The sequence below is a fragment of the Xenorhabdus ehlersii genome, assembly GCF_003610465.1.
Taxonomy (GTDB): Bacteria; Pseudomonadota; Gammaproteobacteria; order Enterobacterales; family Enterobacteriaceae; genus Xenorhabdus; species Xenorhabdus ehlersii.
On the sequence record NZ_RAQI01000002.1, the window covers coordinates 800,290 to 820,967 of the forward strand.

Genomic DNA, 20,678 nt, shown 5'->3' on the forward strand with positions numbered 1-20,678 from the left:
CTATTAAATTTCCTATCAAAACTCGCTTTTGCGATGGTTTTCGTAGTTTATAAAATACAGGAAAAGATGCAACCAAATCCCGGCTGGTCGAACCACAATCAGCTTTTTTTGTATAAAAAATACATCAAAAACAGTGGGTTCGCTCATTTTTAGATCATGTACATGCCACCATTGACATGCAATGTTTCACCCGTGATGTAAGCGGCCTCGTCAGAAGCAAGAAACGCTACAGCACTGGCAATTTCCTTTGCATCACCAAGACGATTAGCAGGTATTCCAGCAGCAATGCCTGCACGTTGTTCGTCTGTCAACGCTCTGGTCATATCAGTTTCGATAAAACCAGGTGCAACAACGTTAACAGTGATGCCACGGGAAGCGACTTCACGAGCCAATGATTTACTGAAACCAATAACTCCTGCTTTCGCTGCCGCGTAATTCGCCTGTCCTGCATTTCCCATTGTTCCAACAACAGAGCCAATGGAAATAATACGTCCATAACGTTTTTTCATCATAGAGCGCATTACTGCTTTTGACAGACGAAAAATCGAAGAAAGATTAGTGTCAATAATATCTTGCCACTCATCATCTTTCATGCGCATCAACAAGCTATCACGAGTGATGCCCGCATTATTAACTAAAATGTCTATTTCACCAAATTCAGCCCGAATATTCGATAGTGCATTTTCAATGGATTCTGAATCTGTGACATTTAGTACAAAACCTTTGCCTTTATCACCAAGGAAGGCGCTGATTGCTTCAGCTCCCTTCTCACTGGTTGCGGTGCCAACAACACGTGCACCACGTTCAACCAATAATTCTGCAATCGCGCGCCCTATGCCACGGCTCGCGCCAGTGACCAGTGCAATTTTTCCATCAAAGCTCATGTTTTCCCCAGTTATTTGTTCAGAGCAACTGTGAGTGATGATACATCATTTACTGCTACAGCACTTAAAGTATCAACAATACGTTTCGTTAACCCAGTGAGTACTTTACCTGGTCCGATTTCCAACAATTGTTCAATCCCAAGCTCTGCAATATATTCAACTGATTCTGTCCAACGCACTGGATTATACAACTGACGCACCAAAGCGTCCCGAATAGCGTCAGCAGATTTTTCTACTTTTACATTGACGTTATTCACGACAGGGAATTGTGGCTGGTTAAACTCAACATCTTGCAATGCAGCCGCCAGTTGCTCAGCAGCAGATTTCATCAGTGCACAATGCGAAGGCACACTAACGGATAATGGCAATGCCCGTTTTGCACCTGCGGTCTTACATGCCGCTCCCGCACGCTCTACAGCCTCTTTTTCACCTGCGATAACCACCTGCCCAGGTGAATTAAAATTAACCGGCGAAACAATCTGACCTTGTGCTGACTCTTCACATGCCTTTGCAATGGATTCATTATCTAAACCGATAATGGCATACATTGCTCCCTGCCCTTCCGGTACAGCTTCCTGCATCAACTTCCCACGCAATTCAACAAGTTTAATGGCTTGCTGGAAATCAATCACCCCAGCACAAACCAGCGCAGAATATTCGCCAAGGCTATGACCTGCCATTATGGAAGGCACCTTACCGCCTTTCTCCTGCCATACACGCCAAATCGCCACTGAAGCGGCCAACAATGCAGGTTGAGTTTTCCAAGTTTTGTTCAGTTCTTCCACAGGCCCTTGCTGAACTAATGCCCATAAATCATATCCCAAAACCGCAGAAGCCTCTGCGAACGTTTGTTCAACCAGTGGAAATTCTGCGGCTAAATCTGCCAACATACCCAGAGATTGAGAACCTTGACCGGGAAACACCATTGCAAAATCAGACATGTTTATTTTCCTGTTAAATTAAAAACGTACCAGCGCTGAGCCCCAGGTAAAGCCACCGCCAAATGCTTCAAGTAAAATAAGTTGACCGCGTTGGATTCTTCCATCACGTACCGCTTCATCGAATGCTGTCGGAATAGATGCTGCCGAGGTGTTGCCATGACGATCCAAAGTCACAACCACCTTATCCATTGCCATATCTAATTTCTTGGCAGTTGCCGCAATGATACGCAAATTCGCCTGATGAGGTACTAGCCAATCAAGCTCAGAGTGAGGCACGTTGTTGGCTTCTAATGTTTCATCAACAATATTCGCTAATTCACGAACGGCAACTTTAAAGACTTCATTGCCAGCCATCGTCACGTATTCTGGTGTATCGCACTTCACTCGGCTTTGATGAGGCAATGATAGCAATTCACCATAACGACCATCGGCATGAAGATGAGTGGATAAGATGCCAGGTTCCTCTGAAGCCCCGACTACCATCGCTCCTGCTGCATCGCCGAAAAGAATAACTGTGCTGCGATCTTTAGGATCTAAAACTCTTGAAATAATGTCAGAACCGATCACCAGTGCATGTTTAGCCGCACCCGTTTTAATAAATTTATCGACAACGCTCAATGCGTAAGTAAAACCGGCACATGCCGCCGCAACGTCAAAAGCCGCAATGCCTTGAATACCCAACAATTGCTGAATTTGACAAGCTGCACTTGGAAAAGCATGAGTTGAGCTTGTTGTGGCAACAACGATTAAATCAATTTGTGTTTTATCGATGCCCGCCATTTCAATGGCTTTTTCAGCAGCCTTGAAACCCAAAATTGCAACATTTTCATCTTCAGCCGCAATACGGCGTTCACGAATGCCCGTCCGAGTGACAATCCACTCGTCAGACGTATCTACCATTTTTTCTAAATCTGCGTTAGTACGCACCTGCGCAGGCAAATAACTGCCCGTACCTAAGATCTTTGTATACATTTTATGTTTATTCACTCTTGGGTAATACTGCATCCAGCCGGGCAGCAATTCTGTCTGGAACCTGCTTTTCTATAGCTTGAATGGCTTGCTCAATAGCAGCTTTAAAAGCATATTCATTGGCAGCACCGTGACTTTTTATGACGATGCCACGCAATCCTAATAACGTTGCTCCATTATACTGGTCAGGATTTAGATGGCCAAAACGTTTAGTTATCTGCCTTAGTAACCATTTTCTAACTATCTTCATCTTGAATAGTTTCATCAACCAAGATGATTTGTTCTGCTGACCATCCGGTGACTTTACCAGAGATAAAATCACTCTGATCGCACCTTCCATCGTCTTCAGCGTAACATTACCTGCGAAGCCGTCACATACGAGCACATCCGTTTTTCCCGTCAGTAACTCATTTCCTTCCACATACCCGATGTAATTAATCGTTGGGATATTACGCAAGGTTATAGCGGCTTCGCGGATATTATCCAGCCCTTTGGATTCCTCTTCCCCGATATTGAGTAACGCAACACGCGGATTATCCACACCAGCAACATACTCTGCCATTACGGCACCCATAATCGCAAACTGAACTAACATGCTACTATTACAATTAATATTAGCGCCTAAATCTAATACAACTGTCTTCTGCTGTTTTAGATTAGGTATCACTGTCATCAATGCAGGCCGTTCAATACCTTCAATGGATTTCAGCATCAATTTAGCCAATCCCATCAAAGCACCTGTATTTCCCGCACTGACACAAGCCTGTGCTTCGCCCGACTTAACTAAGTCTAATGCGATACGCATTGAAGTACCGTGACTGGAACGGATAGCCTGAGACGGCCTTGCATCGTTGGAAACGACATGTTCCGCAGGAACAATTTGCAAACGACTAAGCAGCTCAGCATTTTGATTTGCAAGCAAAGGAAAGATGGTTTCGGGATTGCCGACCAACAATAGCTTCAGTTGTGGATTAGATGCGAGTGCCTGCAATGCAGCAGGCACCGTAACGCGAGGACCAAAGTCCCCACCCATAGCATCTAACACTAAGGTTAGATTAGCCAAGATATCAACTTGCTAATGATTAGCTGAAATTACTTGTTGATTACCTTGCGGCCACGGTAGTAGCCATCAGCTGTCACGTGATGACGCAGGTGAGTTTCACCAGAAGTTTTGTCTACAGAGACAAGTGTTGCAGACAGTGCGTCATGAGAACGACGCATACCACGCTTAGAACGAGTTGGTTTATTCTGTTGTACGGCCATTGACCTTACTCCTTAAGTACTTTTCTTTAAACTGGCTAATACGGCAAACGGGTTTGGTTTTTCTGCTTCAGGGGGCAGTATACCAAACACCATGTCCGCGTCGGACACTTCACAGTGTTCAGAATCATGTACCGGAATCACCGGCAAAGATAGAATTATTTCATCTTCAATCATTGCCAGCAAATCTATTTCGCCAAATTCGTTAACGTTTATTGGCTCATACTCTTCCGGTAATGCCTCAGCCTGTTCATCATTGACGACCGGGCTAAAACAATACGTTGTGTGAACATGATGACTGAAATTACTGCCACAACGCTGACAGGTAAGCGTAACATCCACTTCGGAATGCCCTTTTACGACTGCCAGACGCTGATTATCAATTTCAAATGATAATGAGCTATCTACATCACTATCCACACTGACCACAGTTTCTGCAAGACGAGAAACTTGCCCAGCAGAATAACTACCATGGTAATCCAATCTTTTCTGGGCTGTTCGAAGTGCATCGATGGTCAGGGGTAATTTTACCTTTTGCATAAGGCGCGCATATTATCTTTGTAATGGGACATAGTCAAAGAAAAAGGCCACACATCTGCGCCTTTCCGTCAAATATTCGCTTATTCAGCGGCGTATAGTTTAAAATGCCTACAAATATTTCTCTACGTATTTTATGGAAAAAAAGATGCTTCCGATTGTTTTATCGTCAACTTCCGAATATCGCCGCCTATTGCTAGAAAAGCTGGGATTGCCTTTTACCTGTGCTTCTCCCAATATTGATGAAAGCCCGCTGGAAAACGAAAGCCCAAAACAATTGGTAACGCGGCTGTCACATGCAAAAGCTCGCGCATTACAGCGGGAGTATTCTAGCCACCTAATTATAGCGTCAGATCAAGTTTGTGTTTTGGATGACAAAATTACCGGCAAACCACATAATTTTGAGAATGCTTTCTTACAATTGAAAAAAGCCAGTGGAAAATGTATCACTTTTTATACTGGTATTACCTTATTCAATAGCAAAACAGAAGTGGTTGATACTCGTCGTGAGTTATTCCAGGTCTATTTCAGAGATCTGACAGAAACAGAAATTATTTATTATCTAAACAAAGAAAAACCCTTCAATTGCGCTGGTAGTTTTAAAAGCGAAGGCTTAGGAATTACATTATTCGAAAAACTTGACGGCAAAGATCCAAACACACTTATCGGCTTACCATTAATAACGTTGACAGAAATGCTGATCCGTCAGGGGATAAACCCACTGACGGTATGCTATCAATGATTATTATGCCGCAATATTCTTAAACATTTCCGCAAACTATCATCCATTGGGGCTTCGAAACGCAGCGTTTCCCCCGTGGATGGATGGGTAAACTTTAATGAGCTGGCATGTAAGAACAATCGGTTAAGTCCTGTTTCTGCAAGCTGGGCATCAAATGTTCTGTCACCATAGCGATCATCAAACGCAATAGGATGGCCGGCATGTAAAGTGTGAACGCGGATCTGGTGAGTTCGCCCTGTTACTGGGCTTGCTCGCATTAATGTCGCAAACGCATATCGTTCTTCAACTTTAAAACGTGTTTCAGATGGTTTGCCTTCTTTACCGACTTTAACCACCCTTTCCCCACTTTGCAGGATGTTTTTCAACAAAGGTGCTTCTACTACTTTACAATGGGATTGCCATTGCCCACGCACTAGCGCCAAATAATCTTTCTGCATCTGTTTCAAGCGTAATTGTTCATGCAATGCCCGCAATGCAGAACGTTTTTTCGCAATCAACAAAATACCCGATGTATCGCGGTCAAGCCGATGCACCAGTTCAAGAAAGCGTGCTTCAGGACGCAAAGCTCGTAACCCTTCTATCACGCCAAAACTCAGGCCACTGCCCCCATGTACGGCAGTTCCTGATGGTTTGTTTATGACTAAAATATGGTCATCTTCATACAAGATACATTCCGCCAGAGCAGCAACCTTATCCAGCTTGACAGAGATAGGTGTTTCTTGTTTTTCTGCGACTCTAATCGGCGGGATCCTGATGACATCACCTGCTGTCAATTTATATTCAGGCTTGATTCTTCCTTTGTTGACCCGAACTTCACCTTTACGCAAGACCCGATAAATCAGGCTCTTAGGTACGCCTTTTAAACGGGCCAGCAAAAAGTTATCAATTCGCTGACCGGCATATTCGTCATCAATCGTGACAAACTGTACAATTTGATTATCTGTTTTCATGGACGAGATTCTAATAATCCAACCAACAGAGCGCCACTCATTTTTAACTATGTCTAAATAACAGCCATTTTTCCTACTTCATTGTTTTAGGTGACTTAGGATAAAGACTAAATATTAACAACTTATCACTATTTCCTAATAAAAAACCTGTAAAGCGATAAAGTCACCTTGCTATCACCCCAATAGCAATGGAATAATGCTTTCTGGCCACGGTTTACTAAACTATGAATGGCAAGATTGAAATTGTTTGTTATCTGTTTGATCGAGCAAAAACGCAGCAATGGCATAAGACGTAATGTTCGATCAAATAATTTATGGGCTGCGGGTGGCAGCTTACTGGATTGGGCAAAATCTGTACCTATTTATTACAGTGCCCCAATAAAGAGTACTGTGTTCAAATGAAATTCAGACTCGCCGACAAATAGGCGCCTCTATACAAACGATAGCCGTGAGGCTGGCGGTTTTGTAAAAGACACGAGGCCATCGGTAACTAGTAGCTCGCCTCTTTTTTACTCGCAGCTCTATATTCATGTAAAAAATAATGAGTAAGTTAGAATGAAAAGAATGTTAATCAACGCAACCCAGCAGGAAGAGTTGCGTGTTGCCCTTGTTGATGGGCAACGTCTTTATGATTTGGATATTGAAAGCCCTGGACACGAGCAGAAAAAGGCAAATATATATAAAGGTAAAATTACTCGAATTGAACCTAGCCTGGAAGCTGCTTTCGTTGATTACGGAGCGGAACGTCATGGTTTCCTACCCATAAAAGAAATTGCTCGCGAATATTTCCCAAGTAATTATCACTCTCATGGTCGACCTAATATTAAGGATATTCTTAAAGAAGGCCAAGAAGTCATCGTCCAGGTTGATAAAGAAGAACGAGGCAACAAAGGGGCCGCTTTAACAACCTTTATTAGTTTGGCTGGCAGCTATTTAGTCCTGATGCCAAATAACCCAAGGGCTGGCGGAATTTCTCGCCGCATTGAGGGTGATGATCGCATCGAATTAAAAGAAGCGCTTTCTTCTCTGGAAGTTCCAGAAGGCATGGGGCTTATTGTTCGTACCGCAGGTGTAGGCAAATCTGCTGAAGCTTTGCAGGGCGACTTGAACTTCCGTCTAAGACATTGGGAAGCAATCAAAAAAGCCGCAGACAGCCATTCCGCTCCCTTCCTGATCCACCAGGAAAGCAATGTTATCGTGCGCGCATTCCGTGACTATCTGCGCCCAGACATTGGGGAAATCTTGATCGACAACCCTAAAGTCCTTGATTTGGCACGCCAACACATTACTGCCTTAGGACGCCCAGATTTTGCCAGTAAAATCAAACTGTACAGTGGTGAAGTTCCTCTGTTCAGCCATTATCAAATAGAATCGCAAATCGAATCGGCCTTCCAGCGTGAAGTTCGGTTACCTTCTGGTGGTTCTGTGGTCATTGATACTACTGAAGCTTTAACGGCTATCGATATCAACTCATCCCGTTCAACTCGTGGTGGTGATATTGAAGAAACGGCATTTAATACCAACTTGGAAGCTGCTGATGAAATTGCACGCCAGTTGCGTCTGCGTGACCTCGGTGGTCTTATTGTTATCGATTTCATTGATATGACTCCAGTGCGTCATCAACGCGAAGTTGAAAACCGGCTGCGTGATGCTGTGCGACAAGATCGTGCCCGCATTCAAATCGGCCGAATTTCCCGCTTTGGCTTACTTGAGATGTCGCGCCAACGTTTAAGCCCATCTCTGGGTGAATCCAGCCACCATGTCTGCCCGCGTTGTAGCGGCACCGGAACTATTCGTGATAACGAATCACTGTCCCTGTCAATTCTGCGTTTAATCGAAGAAGAAGCGCTGAAAGAAAACACACATCAGGTTCATGCAATTGTTCCTGTACAGATCGCTTCCTACTTACTGAATGAAAAACGTCAGGCTGTCAGCGCTATTGAACATCGTCAAGGTGATGTTGGAGTTGTCATTGTTCCGAATGATCAAATGCAAACTCCACATTTCTCAGTCTTACGTGTACGTAAAGGCGAAGAAATTTCAGCTTTGAGCTATCTGCTTCCACAACTACATGAAGCAGAAATGACCAATACTCTGGACGATGCTCAGCATGAACGTAAACGTCCAGAGCAACCTGCCATTTCAACTTTTGATCTGCCAGCAGAAGCAGCAGCTCCGGCAGCAACAAAAGTAAAAACAAAAGAGAAAAAAGTCGTCACCAATAACCAGAAACCGACAGAAAAACCAGGTTTGCTCAGCCGATTCTTGAGTGCCCTGAAAAAGATGTTCAGTGGTGAAGAAGAAAAGCAACCCCAAGAAAGGGGCAAAAAAACGTCTGGCAATGATAATCGTCGCTCATCAGAACGTCGTAACCCACGCCGTCAGAATCAGCGTCGCGAAAGTGAAACACGCAATAACCGTGAACGTGATGAACAACGTAAGGGCCGTAATATCCAACAAAAAAATAATGTTCAGGATAGCACTGCTCTGGATAACGAAGCTCGTGAAGCACAGCAACAACAACGCCGTGAACAACGTGCTGAACGTCAACGTCGTCGTCAAGAAGAAAAGCGGCAGCAGCAACTGGAAGCTAAGGCTCAGCAGACAATCAATCAACCTGACATTGTCGAAGAAGAAATTGAAGAACGTCAGCCAGTCATGCCTCGCCGTCAACGCCGCCAGCTTGAGCAAAAGGTACGTATCACTGACGAACTGAGACAAGAAACTAACATTATGGCCTTACCCGCTGTGATGCCTGAGCCTGTATCAGAAAACGTTCATAAAGAGACAAAAGCGTCTGTACCAGCCGTTATTGATACTTATGTTGAAGCAGCAGCTAACCAACCTGAAATACCACAAAATGCAGATTCACAAGACTCTGTATCACAAGCCGCAGTTTCACAACCTATTATTTCACAAAGCAATGAGCAGCAAGACAACATAATGCCGCGTCGTTCCCGCCGTTCCCCACGCCACTTGCGTGTCAGCGGTCAGCGTCGTCGTCGCTACCGTGATGAACGCAATCTGACTCAATCGCCAGTACCATTGAACATGGCTGTCGTATCGCCAGAACTGGCATCAGGCAAAGTGTGGGTTCGTTATCCTGTTACTCCTGTGACCATTAATGAACCTGAAATCACGGCTTCTGTTAATGCAATTAGCGAAACGGTTGAAGAAAAAACAATACCTGCACAACAGGAAAAAGTTATTCTGATGCCATCAATCACAGAATCAGTGCCAACTACAGCAGTACCTCACGTTGAAATAGCAGAACTGAAAGTAGCTGAGCCACAAGACAGCATTACTCATTATGACAATGAAAAACCTGTTGTTGATAGCATTTCCATCGTGACACCAGTAGAGCCGGAATTAGAAAGCTCTAAGGTTTCGAAACCAGCTAGCGTGGAAGTCATCATCAATCATGATGAAAAACATTGGTCAGAAATTTCAAGAAATGAAGAGTCACACATTCTAGTATCACTAGATTCTGAAAAAATGCGTCACACAGTGGCTCCCATCGTTATGACATCGATTGTTGAACAGGAACATCATGAAGAACAGCCATCTGTCGCAACGGAAACATGTTCTAAGGCAGAGGATGTTAAAACGGAAGAGAAAAAAATTGTTGAGTCTTCGATTATCGTGGAAAAAAATCATCATGCTTATTCCCCAATGACGAAGGCACCAGCACCAGATATGATGACCAAGCCAGTGATTATCACTGAATGGCAACGCCCTGATTACCCATTCAAAGGCAAAGGTGGTGCAGGCGGACATTCTGCAACAAGTATTGCAACTTCTGCTATGTCTAAACCACAGCCATTTGAATAATTGGATACTGTGATTTGAATTAAATGGCTCCCCTGAACTGGGAGCCATTTTTTTACCTTATTCATAACAAAAACACAACAAAAACGAATTACCATTTAAGATAGTTAATTTTATGGAGAACTTCCCGTCTATGAAACCTTGGCTAATTTTTGGTGCTGGAAAAGGTGTTGGACACCATTTGGTCACTATTGCCCTAAAACAAAACCGCCCTGTCACAGCCCTAATTCGTAATACACAACAAGCTGCGGAACTCAGTGCAGCAGGAGTTAACGTAATACACGGCGACGCTTGTGACAGAGAAAGCATAGGAAAAGCGATTGCACAGGCAGGAAAAAATCCTGTTGTTTTCTCAACTATTGGAGGAGGCGATGCTGATCATCATGGGAATATGGCAATAATAGATGCACTGGAACAAGCTCAAATTTCTCGTATGTTATTAGTAACATCCATTGGATGTGGTGAAAGTTGGAAAACATTATCAGCACGGGCTAAATCATTATTTGGGCAATCTGTCAGATACAAGTCACTGGCTGAAAGTTACCTGCAAACCAGCACACTGGATTTTACAATCATTCGTCCTGGTGGTCTTACCGATCAACCTGGCACTGGACATTGCAAACGTTATCAAGAGGAAGTTCATGGTATGGTTAGCCGAGAAGATGTAGCAAAACAATTGGCACAAATGGCCGAAGATGAACAAACTTACTATCAAATTTATGCTTTAATTGATCCTGAACTCAAACCTCATTGGAACTCAAACTAAAAAACAACCACGCCATTAGGCGTGGTTAATACCTTTTCAAACAACTAAAACTTACTTAACTCCACCATCCATTGCCTTAAGTTTTTTGGATAACTCACGGCGTTCTTTAGATAGCTCGGCATTTTTGATGATATATTCATCAACACGCTCTTCATAATCACTGCGCATATGAGCAATAATTCCTTGAATATCTTCAATCGACATTCCTGGTTTTATGTAGTCACTCAGGTTATCAAGCAGAAGTACACGTTTTTGGTTATCTCGGATCTTTTTCTCATTGTCTACAATTTCGCGCTGTAATTTGTTTTTGCGACGAAATATACGCACAAACTCCAGTACATTTTGGAATGTTGGCTTATTTGTGTTGTCCATTTTTTACACCTTTTTAATCAGACCGATAATTTCTTATGCTAACTACACAATACAATTTCAAGTGGCGCATAGACAAGTCAGTTTCAACAATTTATTGATACAAACTACCTTTCAGATACATTTCTTAATCAAATTTCTTTTCCCATCTATCTGGTGAACAATAACCGTCACTGCCACGGTAAGTTTGAGTTTGGATAGCCATACGAACTGTTTCGCTCAAATCTTATTATGGTTTACCATGTATAACATGTAATTTAACGTCATCGAGAATGAGCGTTTTTGGTGTGCAGCCTAGCGAAGAGTTAGATAAATGTGATACCAATGGAAATAATAATTCATTGATTAGTAGTAATTAAATTGGCGATAGTGGAGAATACACAACCTTGAATACCAATAAAGAAAACCAAAGTTTCTACTTTCATGATTATGAAACTTTTGGTAAACATCCGGCCTTAGATCGCCCAGCACAATTTGCAGGAGTTCGCACTGACAGTGATTTCAATATTATTGAAGAACCTTTGGTAGTGTATTGTGCTCCCGCTGATGATTATCTTCCCGATCCTGAAGCTGTCATGATCACAGGCATTACTCCCCAGTTGGCATTGAAAAAAGGCGTTAATGAGGCCGAATTCGCCCGACAAATCCACGAAGCATTCAGCAAACCCAATACATGTATTCTTGGGTATAACAACATTCGTTTTGATGACGAAGTCAGCCGTAATATCTTCTATCGTAACTTTTATGATCCTTATGCCTATAGCTGGCAAAAAGGCAACTCTCGCTGGGATTTACTCGACGTATTACGTGCCTGCTATGCCTTGCGTCCAGAAGGCATTGTCTGGCCGGACAATGAAGATGGATTACCTAGCTTCAAACTAGAACATCTGACAAAAGCCAATGGTGTTGAGCATACTCATGCCCATGATGCCATGTCCGATGTTTATGCCACTATCGCAATGGCAAAACTGGTGAAAAAAGCTCAACCCAAATTGTTTGATTACTTTTTCCAGTTAAGAAATAAACAGAAAATCAGCAATCAAATTGATATCCCACAAATGAAACCCCTGGTTCATGTATCTGGCATGTTTGGGGTTCTGCGCAGCAATATTAGTCTTGTTGCCCCTTTGGCGTGGCATCCGAGTAACCGTAATGCGGTTATCATGTGCGATTTGGCTGGCGATATCACTCCACTGTTAGAACTCAGCGTAAATGAATTACGCGAGCGCTTGTATACCCGACGGGATGAATTACAGCCAGATCAAAGCCCAGTCCCCATTAAACTCGTACACATTAATAAATGTCCAATCATTGCGCCAGAAAATACCTTGCGACCAAAAGATGCAGAGCGAGTAGGATTAGATCGCAACCGATGTGAGCAAAATCTGGCTATCTTGCGCAATAATCCGCAAATCAGGGAGAAAGTTGTTGAACTGTTCTCCCATCCAGAAGCGTTCCCAGAATCTGATAATGTCGATACTAAGCTCTATAGCGGCTTTTTCAGCGATGCCGATAAAACTGCAATGGAAATTATCCGAGAAACGTCTTCCCAGAATTTGCCAGCCTTGGATTTAACATTCCAGGATGCACGCATTAAGCCACTGTTATTTCGCTATCGTGCGAGAAACTATCCAGCGACATTGGATTATGACGAGCAACAACGTTGGTTACGTCATCGGCAGGATACATTAACACAGGAAAACATCAGCCAATATCTTGCAGCTATTGAAGAACTTTTTATTGAATATCAATCTGATGAAGAAAAGTGTCGCCAGTTAAAAGCATTGGTTGATTATGCAATCCAAATAGCCGGGTAAAGATTTTATACAGCTACCCAATAAATAAAGAAAAAGACAAACACCAAGGTTTTGTCTTTTTCTATTTCTATTCCGTCATCAAAGTAAACTAATCATGTGAATGCCCGGCAATTTGACAACCACACTCTCCGCCCCAATTTTTCAGCTTTGAGGTTTTCCCAATTCCAGGATTTAAGGTATTAGTTGGATCAATCGCTTGATAGAAATGCTTAAGCTGTGGTTTAGCTTTATACAAGTGACCAACGTTATGTTCGGCAGGGTATTCAGCGCCGCGCTGATGCAAAATTTCCAGCATTTTTGTTTTCAATGCATGGATATCTGCCCCCTTTTTAACAATATAGTCCTGGTGGAATACATGGCACATAAAGTGCCCGTAATATAGCCGATGGACTAATGCTTTATTGATTGCGGCCGGCAAAGTTTCAAGCCATTCACGATCACTACGCCGCAAGGCAATATCCAATGCCAAAATATCTTCCACTTCATCGCTGTGAACAGCCTGGTAACGAATAGCGGCTCCTGCAGCTGCAAAACGATGTAAGAATGCCTTCGCCCCTTCTTCTGGAGTACAAGCAAAATACTCCCCATCAGCCTGCTTGAAGTAATTTTCCAGCCACTCACTCGCCTCTTTTATACCTTCACCTGACATTTTCAGCATTAAGTGATGTTCAAAACGATTTCGGTATTCTTTCAGGCGAGTGGGTAAATGGGAAGGTAATAAACGACTCAATCCCTGCATGACACGATCTGTTAAATGTGCTGGTAAAAATGGCACCTTACCTAAAATAGTGTCCATTCGTCCTTTCAAATCAAAAAACATTGGCATTTTATCTGTGCCTAGTTTATCAATCATAACAAAGGTGTCTTTTCCATATATTTCTGCGATATCAAATATATCCCGATGCATATACTCCCCAGCGACTGGCAAATGCTGAAAATTCGATAGAATATGACGCCGCAATTCTGTCAGTACTTCGGGTTGATTCGTGCCGATATAAAAAACCTGTGACGATGGCTCTGCCGGAAAAGTATCAAGTCGAACAGCAAAAACAACCAATTTACCCGCACAGCCAGAGGCTTCAAACAGCCTGCGTTCATCAGCATTAAACCGTGATGGCGTGTCTGCCTCAACATCCCGTACACGCTGTGAATATTCATGATCAGAAGCAACTCTGTCACTATGCTGAATATCTTCGGTTCGATAACGTTGCTCTTCCAGACAAGTCAAGATATCTTCAGGTTGATCACCCAACGATACTCCCAAATGGTTAATCAGTTCAGCTTCACCCTTCTCATTAACGCGGCCATATAGAGCCATTTCAGTATAAGCTGGCCCACGCTGAACCAAAGAACCCCCTGAGTTATTACAAATCCCCCCAATAACGGATGCACCAATACAGGACGAACCGATAACTGAGTGTGGTTCACGTCCCAATGGTTTTAATACTTTTTCTAAATGCCACAACGTACTACCAGGGAACGCAATAACTTGGTTCGTTGATTGAAGGACCTGAATTTTATCCATGCGTAAGGTACTAATAATGACAATATCGCGGTCATAATCATTACCACTCGGTGTTGATCCTTCCGTTAATCCAGTATTAGCTGCCTGCATCAAAATAATTTTGTCAGCTTCAACACAGGCTTTAAATACTTTCCATTGTTCTAATAATGAGCCCGGAAATACCACTGCAAGAGCATCCCCTTGTCCAGAACGAAAACCTTTGCGATAACGTTCCGTTTTTCGAGGTTCAGTGAGAATATGAGAAGATCCAACAATATTCGTGAGAGTGGCGATTAATCGTTGATTTTGGGGATTTCTAGCATCATTCATATCGTTCTCTTACCTTACTCGGGCCAGACAAACAGGCTTTTAATGAAATCAGGCATGGCAAATCATCTTATTATATGATGCTTTTTGATAAATTTTGTATGATTTATGCCCTTTTTTGCCATTTCAAATAAAAAACAGCACCCGAAAGTGCTGTTTTTTTTTAACAATAACAGAAGATTGGGGTACTTTCTGATTATGATTCAGTAAACTGCGGCATCGGTTGACGGAAGCTACGAGTCAGGAAAAACATGTAAATGAGACCAATGCCTCCCCATATCAAGCCTAACTCCATCGAATTTGATTCTAAATTCATCCATAAAACACCCACAGTTGCAGCACCAAGAAGTGGCAAGATCAAGAAGTTCAAGGTGTCTTTCAAGGTATTATTACGACGTTCACGAATATAGAATTGAGAAATCACCGATAAATTAACGAACGTAAAGGCAACTAACGCCCCAAAATTGATTAATGCCGTCGCAGTCACCAGCTCCAACCAACATGCTGATAATGCGATAATACCAACCAATATCACGTTAATGGCTGGAGTACGCCATTTAGGGTGAATATACGCAAATATTTTTTCAGGCAGTACGCCGTCACGTCCCATGACATAGAGCAAACGAGATACACCCGCATGTGCAGCCATACCAGAAGCCATTACCGTGACACTGGAGAATATGAGAATCACATATTGGAATAACGCACCAGCAACATAAAGTATAATTTCTGGCTGAGAAGCATCTGGATTTTTAAACCGAGAAATATCCGGGAAATAGAGCTGTAAGAAATAAGATACTGCAATGAAGATCATACCACCAATTAACGCAGTCAGGAAAATCGCTTTAGGAACAACCTTACCTGCATTTGGTGTTTCTTCCGACAAAGAACTAATGCCATCAAACCCAAGAAATGAAAAGCAAAGTATTGTCGCGCCAGTAATCATCGGAATTAATTGGGCTTCTTCTGATGTAAATGGCTGGATACTCAGTAACGTTCCTGCACCTTCTCCATTATAAACACCACGGATCATTAACCCAACAAGTATTACCATAACAACAATCTGGACAATCACAACGATGCTATTGATATTAGCAACGACATTGATGCCACTCAGATTGATGATTGTCATAAGTGCAGTCAACATGACTACAAAGATCCATGGTTCAATACCAGGGAACAAAGCCTGTAAGTAAATCTTTGCCAATAATACATTAATCATCGGCATCAACATATAATCCAGTAAAGAAGACCAACCCACCATAAATCCAAGATGGGGGCTCATTGATTTTTGTACGTAAGTATAAGCAGAACCCGCCGATGGAAAACGCTTTATTAATTTTCCATAACTTAGCGCTGTAAATAAAATTGCAGTTAATGCAATAGCATAAGATGTCGCAACATGCCCACCGGTCAAACCAGAAACAATTCCAAATGTATCAAAAATAGTCATTGGCTGCAGATAGGCAAGCCCCATCATGACTACTTGAAACAGAGTCAGTGTTCTTCTCAGCTGAACGCGGTTGTCAGAACCAGCTTGGTTAATACCAAGTGCAGTAGGAGTGGTGGTATTATGCAACATGAGCGAAACCTCCCATAACTTCGATCTGGGTACTGATACAACTACTTAATCGATAGTTACTGGGCAGACTTCGCTTCTGTCTATAAACAGAAAAGAAAGAAGAATTGGTGAACGGTGAATTGACAGAGGGCAGTGCCCCATAGTCATCGTTGCAGCAACGAGCGCCGATTGGCACAAGTGCAAAAGAGAATAATTGCTCCATATTTGCATTCCTCAGTACAGCAACCCCGTTTCAATTATGGTTGCTTGTGGTCAATATCGATCCGGAACAGAATCCGGCCTCTTGGTGTTGTAAAAAATAATTCAAAGCAAAAAAAATAACTGATGCATATTTACGCACCAGTTATTTTTAGTGCACGCATTTTGCACTTCAAGTCCAGAAATAGCAAGTGCGATAACACTAAAAATTTACTATTTTTTACGACACTACAGAGCCTTATGGAGTAGGCTCTTACTGAGTTAGTGCTGAAACCAAATGCTACCAGATCCGTTGATTGGCCTTTGATAAGTTTTTAGCACAGAGGAAAACTATTTACCATTTTATTACGATTTTCTGATAGCAAAAAAATCATCCCATCATGACAAAATTGATGACGGGATGATTCTATATGATGTCCGAATGTTAAGTATAATGACTAATATTTATAAGAAAGAAAAATATTAATTAAAAATCATAATTAATGCCGATGTGGTAGCGACGGCCATCCAGAACTGCATCATGAGTTTCTTCAGTTACTCGTTTGTCAAAAACATTGTAAACTCCACCTGACAAGCGTAGATTTTTATTCAAATTATAAGTTACCCCTAGATCGACAAAAGTATAAGAAGGAGCTCCATCTCTCATACTAGAGCGATATTGATAATTCTTTGTTTTACTGCGGAAATTAATACGTGTCCATGTATCTAATTCAGATAACGGCTGCCAGGTTAAGGTTGCATTTGCCATATGTGTTGGCATTTTGTTTAATGGCTGACCTTTAAAATTACCACTTTTTTGCTCAGAATCGGTATAAGTATAGTTTGCTGCCAATGATAAACTTTCAACAATATTCCAAAAGGTAGAATAGAATTATTTAAACAATATGGATAACCGACACATACCCGCAATACAGGAATAATTAAATTATTCCTGTCAGTGCTATATTTATTAAATTTCACTTTAATTGTATTAAAATGAATTATGGTTTTTATTATTCTAACTTACGAATTCTGTCACCAAACCATCAATTAATACTTGCGGTATACCCTGAGAACAACGTTCAATTCGGCCTTTAATACCATAAACTTCCGCTAAACTGCTTGGTGTAATAACTTGCTCAGGTTTACCTTCAGAAATTAACTTACCTTTTTTTAGCATTAATACATGGTCACCATGACGTAATGCTATATTAATGTCGTGAACAACAACAATCGTAATAATATTACGACGGCGCGTTTCATGTGCAACTAAATCCATTACATGGTATTGATAATTTAAATCCAGTGCACTTAATGGTTCATCTAATAATAATAACGTCGGACGACGGATTAACGATTGAGCCAATCCAACTAACTGTTTTTGACCACCAGATAATTGATCCAAATAGCTGAGTGCTAAATGTTCAATACCAAGCTGGCGTAATAGCTCCATGACTTCTTGTTCACATTGGCTATTGCTCACACCACCTGATGCTCGTTGAGCAACAATCACCGATTCCAATACATGAAGATGTACACCTGCCGGTAATGTTTGGGGCAAATAAACGACGTTTTGGGCACGTTGGGCAAAATTCATCTTCATCAAATCCTGCCCATCCAACAGCAGTTCGCCACTGGCTTTATTCAATCCCGCCAGCGAACGCAGAAGCGTGGATTTACCACAACCATTCGGCCCCAACAATACCGTAATTTGACCACGAGGCAATGTGTTGACATCCAGATTTTCGATCACGGAATGCTTTGGATATCCCGCCGTCAGGCAATTGATTTTTAATCCCTGGCTCATACATTTCCCCTATGGCGTAAGATTATGCTAAGGAAGAAAGGTACACCAACCAACGATGTCACTATCCCAACTGGGATAATAATGCCCGGTATCAGATTCTTAGAAGCAATGGAAGCTATGGATAAAACTAATGCACCAATCAACGCACTCGCAGGCAAGAAGAAACGGTGATCTTCACCAAACATCATTCTGGCGATATGAGGAGCCACCAATCCAATAAAAGCAATAGGACCAACAAACGCAACTGCCAATGCCGTCAGAATACTAATACGCAACAATGTTCCCAAACGAAGGCGGCTAATATTGATTCCAAAACTGATAGCTCGATCTTCTCCCAGACGCAGTGCGGTCAATTTCCAAGAATTGCTCAATGAGAGAGGCATAATGATAGAGAAAACTAATACCATAATACCCAGTTTTTCCCATGTCGCCCTGGCAAGGCTACCCATTGTCCAGAAAACCAGCCCCTGTAAGGTATCTTCCGTAGCGATAAATTGCATCATCGAAACTAACGCCTCGAAAGTAAACACCATCGCAATTCCGAACAATACAACGCCTGAGGTTGCAACTCTTGTCCAACGGGTAATGCCATCAAGCATTAAAGCAGCCAAAAATGCAAAGAGAAAAGCGTTTACGGAAATAAACCACTGATCCGGTATCCCTGGAATGCCAATACCAAGCACAATGGCTAATGCTGCGCCAAAAGAAGCTGCATTGGAAACCCCCAACGTAAATGGGCTGGCTAGTGGGTTATTCAGGATTGTTTGCATTTCAGCACCAGCCAGTCCCAGTGATAGGCCGATCACTACCGCCATCAAGGCATAGGGTAATCGAATATCCCAAACAATCACCCGTGTTGCTGCATTAACACTTTCTGGTGAAAATAGTGTTTGCCAGAGGGTTTGCAGCGATAACCCTGATGGTCCCATTGTAAAATCCAGTACAACAGAAATGCCAATCGCCAAGACGATGAATAATATCCATGCAATACGTCGGCGTAGGATATGACGATAATGTGCTTTTATCTCGCACTCACTCAATTGTTTTTTCACCATTGGCATAGGCTCGGTAGTGACGCTCATTTTTATTACCTGTTACTGCTTATTTCTCGCTGACCCAATATGTACCTACCGGTTCAATAGCCAAGAATTTATCGTGAAGTTCTTTCAATGTTTGTTGCGGATTTAAATCAGCGAATTTTTCAGGATAGAACCATTTAGCAAAAACTTGTGTAACAACAACATTATAAGGAGAGTTATAGTAGTGATGCCAAATAGCATAGCTACGCCCTTCTTTCACGGCAGTTAAGTTATTGATGCCTTTGCGTTCAGTGACTTCTTTCAAGCCAGCACGGGCAGTATCGGCAGAAGTTTTGGCTCCCATTTTGATCCCTCCATCTTTGTCACCAGGATCTTGCGCACCGCTTGCGATGTAAATATAAGGGTCTTCAGCAATGACTTTTTCCAGATTCATTGTTCCCAAAGGAGAAGGCAGTACTTCTTTAGCGATGTTTTTGCCTCCAGCCAAGTCAATGAAGTTCCCCATATTGCCGTTACCTGCTGTACCACAGCAATCTTCACTAAAACCTGCTAGAAGCTCAATAAATACAGAAGGCTTCTCCGTGTTTGGTATACGATCCGTAATATCGGTTACCAATTTAAGATTTTTTTCATAAAAATTAGCGTAAGCATTAGCTTGCTCTTCACGATGCAAAATTTTGCCCAGCATACGGATGCTAGGTAATGTATTTTTCAAGGGATCATTGCGGAAATCGACAAAAACAACAGGTACACCCGCTTTTTCCAACTGTTTCACCAATTCACTGTTTTTTCCTGGACCATGTCCAGACAGACCAAAAATGGCAACGTCAGGATTGAGTGTAAGCACTTTCTCGGAGCTGACACTATCAGCGCTAGTGTTACCAATCAGAGGGATATTATCAATTTCAGGAAATTTAGCTTTATAAATAGCGTAAGTTTGCGGGTCCAGTTTACGGAAATCACCTTGCCAACCAGCGATACGAGCCAGAGGTTTATCTCCTTCCAATATAGCAACAGAATGGAATAGACGACCTTCACCCAACAAGATACGATTGACTTCCTCTGGCACCTCAACAGTACGTCCAGCAACATCAGTGACTGTTTCAGCCCAAGATGCAAAACTTGCCATCATGGCAGAACCCGCCATTAGACTGATACTCATACTTTTCACGACTGCT

General features: G+C 42.3%; 18 protein-coding genes and 1 pseudogene. 4 read left to right on the forward strand and 15 right to left on the reverse strand.

Annotated features, from left to right (window positions below; translation table 11 throughout):
- Window positions 1-149: 149 nt before the first annotated feature.
- From fabG to yceD, 6 genes are read right to left on the reverse strand one after another with little or no spacing between them, the layout of a single operon-like run.
- On the reverse strand, window positions 150-884 hold the full coding sequence (gene fabG, locus BDE27_RS09605; protein ID WP_099131415.1) for a 3-oxoacyl-ACP reductase FabG: 735 nt from the start codon (window positions 882-884) through the stop codon (window positions 150-152).
- Between the two features lie 11 nt (window positions 885-895).
- Entirely contained in the window at window positions 896-1,825 is a 930-nt protein-coding gene (fabD, locus tag BDE27_RS09610; RefSeq protein WP_099131416.1) for an ACP S-malonyltransferase, read from the reverse strand.
- A gap of 18 nt (window positions 1,826-1,843) precedes the next feature.
- Window positions 1,844-2,797: a beta-ketoacyl-ACP synthase III gene (locus BDE27_RS09615; RefSeq protein ID WP_099131417.1), complete on the reverse strand. Its 954-nt coding sequence runs from the start codon at window positions 2,795-2,797 to the stop codon at window positions 1,844-1,846.
- A 7-nt stretch (window positions 2,798-2,804) separates the two neighbouring features.
- Window positions 2,805-3,857, reverse strand: a complete 1,053-nt coding sequence (plsX, locus tag BDE27_RS09620) for a phosphate acyltransferase PlsX (protein WP_099131418.1) — start codon at window positions 3,855-3,857, stop codon at window positions 2,805-2,807.
- A gap of 29 nt (window positions 3,858-3,886) precedes the next feature.
- Window positions 3,887-4,057 carry a 50S ribosomal protein L32 gene (rpmF, locus tag BDE27_RS09625; RefSeq protein WP_004240653.1) on the reverse strand — a complete coding sequence of 57 codons (171 nt, stop codon included), beginning with the start codon at window positions 4,055-4,057 and terminating at the stop codon, window positions 3,887-3,889.
- Between the two features lie 12 nt (window positions 4,058-4,069).
- Complete coding sequence (yceD, locus tag BDE27_RS09630; protein ID WP_099131419.1) at window positions 4,070-4,594, reverse strand: 23S rRNA accumulation protein YceD; 525 nt, start codon at window positions 4,592-4,594, stop codon at window positions 4,070-4,072.
- A gap of 145 nt (window positions 4,595-4,739) precedes the next feature.
- On the opposite strand from yceD, the gene BDE27_RS09635 reads away from it, so the two are divergent.
- Window positions 4,740-5,333 carry a Maf family protein gene (locus BDE27_RS09635; RefSeq protein WP_099131420.1) on the forward strand — a complete coding sequence of 198 codons (594 nt, stop codon included), beginning with the start codon at window positions 4,740-4,742 and terminating at the stop codon, window positions 5,331-5,333.
- On the opposite strand, the gene rluC is transcribed toward BDE27_RS09635, so the two are convergent.
- Window positions 5,327-6,283 carry a 23S rRNA pseudouridine(955/2504/2580) synthase RluC gene (rluC, locus tag BDE27_RS09640; RefSeq protein WP_099131421.1) on the reverse strand — a complete coding sequence of 319 codons (957 nt, stop codon included), beginning with the start codon at window positions 6,281-6,283 and terminating at the stop codon, window positions 5,327-5,329. The two genes, BDE27_RS09635 and rluC, sit on opposite strands and share 7 nt — an antisense overlap.
- A 555-nt stretch (window positions 6,284-6,838) precedes the next feature.
- On the opposite strand from rluC, the gene rne reads away from it, so the two are divergent.
- Entirely contained in the window at window positions 6,839-10,114 is a 3,276-nt protein-coding gene (gene rne, locus BDE27_RS09650; protein WP_099131422.1) for a ribonuclease E, read from the forward strand.
- A gap of 130 nt (window positions 10,115-10,244) precedes the next feature.
- The gene (locus BDE27_RS09655; protein WP_099131423.1) at window positions 10,245-10,877 is read left to right on the forward strand and encodes an SDR family oxidoreductase; all 633 of its coding nucleotides are present in this window, start codon (window positions 10,245-10,247) and stop codon (window positions 10,875-10,877) included.
- A gap of 51 nt (window positions 10,878-10,928) precedes the next feature.
- On the opposite strand, the gene tmaR is transcribed toward BDE27_RS09655, so the two are convergent.
- The gene (gene tmaR / locus BDE27_RS09660; RefSeq protein WP_074018717.1) at window positions 10,929-11,249 is read right to left on the reverse strand and encodes a PTS system regulator TmaR; all 321 of its coding nucleotides are present in this window, start codon (window positions 11,247-11,249) and stop codon (window positions 10,929-10,931) included.
- Window positions 11,250-11,632: 383 nt separating this feature from the next.
- Here tmaR and sbcB point away from each other — a divergent pair, with 383 nt between their 5' ends.
- Window positions 11,633-13,063 carry an exodeoxyribonuclease I gene (sbcB, locus tag BDE27_RS09665; RefSeq protein ID WP_099131424.1) on the forward strand — a complete coding sequence of 477 codons (1,431 nt, stop codon included), beginning with the start codon at window positions 11,633-11,635 and terminating at the stop codon, window positions 13,061-13,063.
- A gap of 88 nt (window positions 13,064-13,151) precedes the next feature.
- Here the strand turns inward: sbcB and dld are convergent, their stop codons facing one another.
- The 7 genes and pseudogenes from dld to BDE27_RS09700 all read right to left on the reverse strand — a co-directional run bounded on the left by dld (window position 13,152) and on the right by BDE27_RS09700 (window position 20,662).
- Window positions 13,152-14,897: a D-lactate dehydrogenase gene (dld, locus tag BDE27_RS09670; protein WP_099131425.1), complete on the reverse strand. Its 1,746-nt coding sequence runs from the start codon at window positions 14,895-14,897 to the stop codon at window positions 13,152-13,154.
- 193 nt (window positions 14,898-15,090) lie between these two features.
- Complete coding sequence (locus tag BDE27_RS09675) at window positions 15,091-16,476, reverse strand: APC family permease (protein WP_099131426.1); 1,386 nt, start codon at window positions 16,474-16,476, stop codon at window positions 15,091-15,093.
- Window positions 16,466-16,678: a hypothetical protein gene (locus BDE27_RS09680; RefSeq protein WP_099131427.1), complete on the reverse strand. Its 213-nt coding sequence runs from the start codon at window positions 16,676-16,678 to the stop codon at window positions 16,466-16,468. Before BDE27_RS09680 ends, BDE27_RS09675 begins: the two co-directional genes overlap by 11 nt.
- A 462-nt stretch (window positions 16,679-17,140) precedes the next feature.
- Window positions 17,141-17,530, reverse strand: a pseudogene (locus BDE27_RS09685) (TonB-dependent receptor domain-containing protein); the annotation flags it as partial.
- Between the two features lie 141 nt (window positions 17,531-17,671).
- Window positions 17,672-18,460 carry an ABC transporter ATP-binding protein gene (locus BDE27_RS09690; protein ID WP_099131428.1) on the reverse strand — a complete coding sequence of 263 codons (789 nt, stop codon included), beginning with the start codon at window positions 18,458-18,460 and terminating at the stop codon, window positions 17,672-17,674.
- Window positions 18,457-19,542 (reverse strand): FecCD family ABC transporter permease, encoded by a 1,086-nt coding sequence (locus BDE27_RS09695; RefSeq protein ID WP_099131429.1) that lies wholly within the window; start codon window positions 19,540-19,542, stop codon window positions 18,457-18,459. The genes BDE27_RS09690 and BDE27_RS09695 overlap by 4 nt, the downstream gene beginning before the upstream one ends.
- Before the next feature lie 19 nt (window positions 19,543-19,561).
- Window positions 19,562-20,662, reverse strand: coding sequence for an ABC transporter substrate-binding protein (locus BDE27_RS09700; RefSeq protein ID WP_420882888.1), 1,101 nt, complete (start codon window positions 20,660-20,662; stop codon window positions 19,562-19,564).
- Window positions 20,663-20,678 lie beyond the last annotated feature (16 nt).

Coding starts and splice junctions, on each gene's coding strand:
- fabG (WP_099131415.1), bottom strand. CDS start 884: ATGAGCTTTGATGGAAAAATTGCACTGGTCACTGGCGCGAGCCGTGGC.
- fabD (WP_099131416.1), bottom strand. CDS start 1,825: ATGTCTGATTTTGCAATGGTGTTTCCCGGTCAAGGTTCTCAATCTCTG.
- BDE27_RS09615 (WP_099131417.1), bottom strand. CDS start 2,797: ATGTATACAAAGATCTTAGGTACGGGCAGTTATTTGCCTGCGCAGGTG.
- rpmF (WP_004240653.1), bottom strand. CDS start 4,057: ATGGCCGTACAACAGAATAAACCAACTCGTTCTAAGCGTGGTATGCGT.
- yceD (WP_099131419.1), bottom strand. CDS start 4,594: ATGCAAAAGGTAAAATTACCCCTGACCATCGATGCACTTCGAACAGCC.
- BDE27_RS09635 (WP_099131420.1), top strand. CDS start 4,740: ATGCTTCCGATTGTTTTATCGTCAACTTCCGAATATCGCCGCCTATTG.
- rluC (WP_099131421.1), bottom strand. CDS start 6,283: ATGAAAACAGATAATCAAATTGTACAGTTTGTCACGATTGATGACGAA.
- rne (WP_099131422.1), top strand. CDS start 6,839: ATGAAAAGAATGTTAATCAACGCAACCCAGCAGGAAGAGTTGCGTGTT.
- BDE27_RS09655 (WP_099131423.1), top strand. CDS start 10,245: ATGAAACCTTGGCTAATTTTTGGTGCTGGAAAAGGTGTTGGACACCAT.
- tmaR (WP_074018717.1), bottom strand. CDS start 11,249: ATGGACAACACAAATAAGCCAACATTCCAAAATGTACTGGAGTTTGTG.
- dld (WP_099131425.1), bottom strand. CDS start 14,897: ATGAATGATGCTAGAAATCCCCAAAATCAACGATTAATCGCCACTCTC.
- BDE27_RS09675 (WP_099131426.1), bottom strand. CDS start 16,476: ATGTTGCATAATACCACCACTCCTACTGCACTTGGTATTAACCAAGCT.
- BDE27_RS09680 (WP_099131427.1), bottom strand. CDS start 16,678: ATGGAGCAATTATTCTCTTTTGCACTTGTGCCAATCGGCGCTCGTTGC.
- BDE27_RS09690 (WP_099131428.1), bottom strand. CDS start 18,460: ATGAGCCAGGGATTAAAAATCAATTGCCTGACGGCGGGATATCCAAAG.
- BDE27_RS09695 (WP_099131429.1), bottom strand. CDS start 19,542: ATGAGCGTCACTACCGAGCCTATGCCAATGGTGAAAAAACAATTGAGT.
- BDE27_RS09700 (WP_420882888.1), bottom strand. CDS start 20,662: ATGAGTATCAGTCTAATGGCGGGTTCTGCCATGATGGCAAGTTTTGCA.